The organism is Mesorhizobium sp. M7A.F.Ca.CA.003.01.2.1 (genome assembly GCF_003998945.1).
Classification (GTDB): Bacteria; Pseudomonadota; Alphaproteobacteria; order Rhizobiales; family Rhizobiaceae; genus Mesorhizobium; species Mesorhizobium ciceri.
This window is the reverse complement of record NZ_RZRA01000675.1, coordinates 1-3,211: the sequence shown is the minus strand read 5'-3', so window position 1 is coordinate 3,211 and position 3,211 is coordinate 1. Positions and strand designations below refer to the sequence as shown.

The following is a 3,211-nucleotide window of genomic DNA, read 5'->3' as shown; positions in this document are numbered from 1 at the left end:
CTGCGCGCTGCTCTCGAACGCGATCCGCGCCAGCCGGATGCGGTTCCCTCCACCAAGGGATCGTTGAAGGGATAAGGCCATGGCCACCTACGTCGTGATGGAACCGCCAGGCCGCAGCGAAAAGGCTGATGCGACGGCCTTTGTCCGCGATGGCTTCACCTGGCTGGGCCTCCTGGTGCCGCCGCTATGGTTCGCCTGGCATCGGCTGTGGATCGAAGCAGCACTTGCCTTCGTCGTCATGGGCCTGCTTTCGATGCTGGGCCAGAAGCTCGGCCTTGGTGTGGCCGGGTCGCTGCTGTCGTTGTTGGTTTCGCTCTATGTCGGCCTGGAAGGGCAAGGCCTGCGCATCGCGGCACTTCGCCGGCGTGGTTGGCACGAGTGGGGCGCGGTCGAAGCCGGTTGGCTCGACGATGCCGACACACGCTATGCACTGGAGGCGGAAGCGCTTGCCGATGAGGTTGTGCCGGCGCCGCGCATGGTCCCCGATGCTGCCCTCGCGCGGCCAGCGCAGCCGGGCATTGCGCTGGGGCTGACCCACATACCGGGAAGAAACTGACATGATTCCGGGAAGAAGCTGAGATGCGGGTTGCGATCATCGACTACGGCTCGGGCAATCTGCGCTCGGCCACCAAGGCTTTCGAGCGCGCCGCGCGCGAAGCCGGCATCGCGGCGCAGATCGACCTGACGGCCGATGCCGAGCGGGTGCGCACGGCCGATCGCATCGTCCTGCCCGGCGTCGGCGCCTATGCCGATTGCGCGGCCGGCCTGCAGGCCGTCGAAGGCATGTGGGAAGCCGTCGAAGATGTCGCGATCGTCAAGGGCCGGCCTTTCCTCGGCATCTGCGTCGGCATGCAACTGATGTCGCAGCGCGGCCTTGAAAAGACAATTACCGAGGGCTTCGGCTGGATATCGGGCGACGTCAAGGAGATCATGCCTTCCGATCCGGCGCTGAAGATCCCGCAGATCGGCTGGAACACCATCGAACTCAAACGCCAGCATCCACTGTTTGCCGGCATTCCCACCGGGACCAACGGGCTGCACGCCTATTTCGTGCACTCCTACCACCTCGATGCGCGCAAGCCGGACGAAGTGCTGGCGGTCGCCGATTATGGCGGCCCGGTGACGGCGGCCGTCGCCCGCGACAATCTCGTCGGCACGCAATTCCACCCGGAAAAGAGCCAGGCGCTGGGCCTCGCCCTGATCACCAATTTCCTGCGCTGGAGGCCCTAGAGCATGATCCCGAAAAGTGGACCCCGGTTTTCTCGGACAAACGGTCCCGTTTGTCCCGAGATCATGCTCAAGCAAAGGGGAAACCGATGAGCAAGAAGGGTTACTGGATGGCGATGGTCGAGGTGACCGATCCGGAAAACTATCCGCTATACATTGCCGCCAACAAAGCGGCTTTCGACAAATATGGCGCAAAATTCCTGACCCGCGGCGGTCAGTCGTCGAGCCCGGAAGGGTCGTCGGGCAATCGCCATGTCATCATCGAGTTCGAGAGCTACGCGGTCGCACTCGCCTGCTTCCATTCGCCCGAATACCAGGCGGCGCTGAAGTTCCGACGTCTCTATTCGACATCGCATTTCGCCATTGTGGAAGGCGCCTGAACGGATGATCCTTTTCCCCGCCATCGATCTCAAGGACGGCCAGTGCGTGCGCCTGAAGCACGGCGACATGGCCACCGCGACCATCTACAACGATGATCCTGCAGCGCAGGCGCGGGCCTTCGAGCAACAGGGCTTCGAATGGCTGCATGTCGTCGACCTCAACGGCGCTTTCCAGGGCCAGAGCGTCAACAGCGCGGCGGTCGGCGCCATCCTCAAGGCGACGAAGAACCCTGTGCAGCTCGGCGGCGGCATCCGCACGCTGGCGCAGATCGAGGACTGGCTCGATCGCGGGCTGGCCCGTGTCATCCTCGGCACGGTGGCGGTGCGTGACCCGGACCTGGTCAGACAGGCCTGCAAGGCGTTTCCGGGCAAGGTCGCCGTCGGCATCGACGCCAAGGGCGGCAAGGTCGCCGTCGAGGGCTGGGCCGAGGCGTCGAGCCTCGGCGTCGTCGAACTGGCGAGGAAATTCGAGGGCGCCGGAGTCGCCGCCATCATCTACACCGATATCGATCGCGACGGCGTTTTGACAGGCATCAACTGGGACGCCACCATCGATCTCGCCGATGCCGTATCGATCCCGGTCATCGCGTCGGGCGGCCTCGCCTCGATCGCCGACATCATGCGCATGACCATGCCCGATGCGCAAAAGCTCGAAGGGGCGATCTCCGGGCGCGCGCTCTATGACGGCCGCATCGATCCGGCCGAGGCCCTGGCGATCCTGCAGGGCAGGGCGGAGACGCGGACGTGAAAATCTCCATCATCCTGGCCTCCTACGACAGCGGTCATTACCATGGCGGCATGGGCCAGGGCCCGGACGCACTGATATCAGGCGGGCTCGTCGACGCGCTGACCATGGCCGGCCATGACGTTACGGTGGAAGACATCGGCAGGGTCGGAGACATCCAGGAGCGCGAGATCGCCACCGGCTTTGCTGTCTGCAACGCGGTTGCGACCGAGGTTCGCCTTGCCCGTGACGCCGGTCGGTTTCCCATCGTCCTTGCGGGAAATTGCCTGACATCAGCCGGTGCGGTCGCCGGCGAGGACGCCGATGCGATCATCTGGGCCGACCAGCATGGCGACCTCAACACGCCCGAGACATCGGCATACGGCTTTCTCGACGGCATGGCGCTGGCGACGGTGCTTGGCCTGTGCTGGAGGCCGATGGCGTCGGCCATTCCCGGCTTCAAGCCGATCGATCCGTCGCGTTGCGTGCTCGTCAACGCGCGCGATCTCGATCCGGACGAGAAGCGGCTGCTGGAGACGCTGCCGATCGTGCGGACGGAATGCGCCGGGGTGGCCCAGGCGACCGAAAGACTGAAGATCGCCGGCGCCAAACGCGTGCACATGCACCTCGATATGGACGTGCATGATCCCCGCGAGTTGCAGGCCAACCGCTATATCACTTCGGGCGGCCCGAGCCCGGAGCAGTTGCGCGACGCCACTTGCGCCATGGCGCTTGCGGTGCCGGTCGTCGGCATCACCGTCTCCGCCTACGATCCGGCTTTCGACGCGCAGGCCGATGTTCCGCCGCTGGTCGGCCAGTTGCTGAACGATCTCATCGCCACGATAGAGGGCCGCTGATGCTGAAAGCCCGTGTCATCCCC

Annotated in this window: 5 protein-coding genes and 1 pseudogene; all 6 read left to right on the top strand. The window is 64.9% G+C overall.

What is annotated here, in order from left to right; genetic code table 11:
* Positions 1-75: pseudogene (locus tag EN969_RS23500) on the top strand (imidazoleglycerol-phosphate dehydratase); the annotation flags it as partial.
* 4 nt (positions 76-79) lie between these two features.
* Positions 80-556, top strand: coding sequence for a DUF2628 domain-containing protein (locus tag EN969_RS23495; protein WP_063169778.1), 477 nt, complete (start codon positions 80-82; stop codon positions 554-556).
* Positions 557-579: 23 nt separating this feature from the next.
* A complete protein-coding gene (gene hisH, locus EN969_RS23490; RefSeq protein ID WP_063169779.1) occupies positions 580-1,230 on the top strand; it encodes an imidazole glycerol phosphate synthase subunit HisH in 651 nt (216 codons plus the stop codon).
* Positions 1,231-1,316: 86 nt separating this feature from the next.
* Positions 1,317-1,607 carry a DUF1330 domain-containing protein gene (locus EN969_RS23485; RefSeq protein WP_013528347.1) on the top strand — a complete coding sequence of 97 codons (291 nt, stop codon included), beginning with the start codon at positions 1,317-1,319 and terminating at the stop codon, positions 1,605-1,607.
* A 4-nt stretch (positions 1,608-1,611) separates the two neighbouring features.
* The gene (hisA, locus tag EN969_RS23480; protein WP_063169780.1) at positions 1,612-2,355 is read left to right on the top strand and encodes a 1-(5-phosphoribosyl)-5-[(5-phosphoribosylamino)methylideneamino]imidazole-4-carboxamide isomerase; all 744 of its coding nucleotides are present in this window, start codon (positions 1,612-1,614) and stop codon (positions 2,353-2,355) included.
* A complete protein-coding gene (locus EN969_RS23475) occupies positions 2,352-3,188 on the top strand; it encodes an arginase family protein (RefSeq protein ID WP_063169781.1) in 837 nt (278 codons plus the stop codon). Before hisA ends, EN969_RS23475 begins: the two co-directional genes overlap by 4 nt.
* Positions 3,189-3,211: the final 23 nt, after the last annotated feature.

Coding starts and splice junctions, on each gene's coding strand:
- EN969_RS23495 (WP_063169778.1), top strand. CDS start 80: ATGGCCACCTACGTCGTGATGGAACCGCCAGGCCGCAGCGAAAAGGCT.
- hisH (WP_063169779.1), top strand. CDS start 580: ATGCGGGTTGCGATCATCGACTACGGCTCGGGCAATCTGCGCTCGGCC.
- EN969_RS23485 (WP_013528347.1), top strand. CDS start 1,317: ATGAGCAAGAAGGGTTACTGGATGGCGATGGTCGAGGTGACCGATCCG.
- hisA (WP_063169780.1), top strand. CDS start 1,612: ATGATCCTTTTCCCCGCCATCGATCTCAAGGACGGCCAGTGCGTGCGC.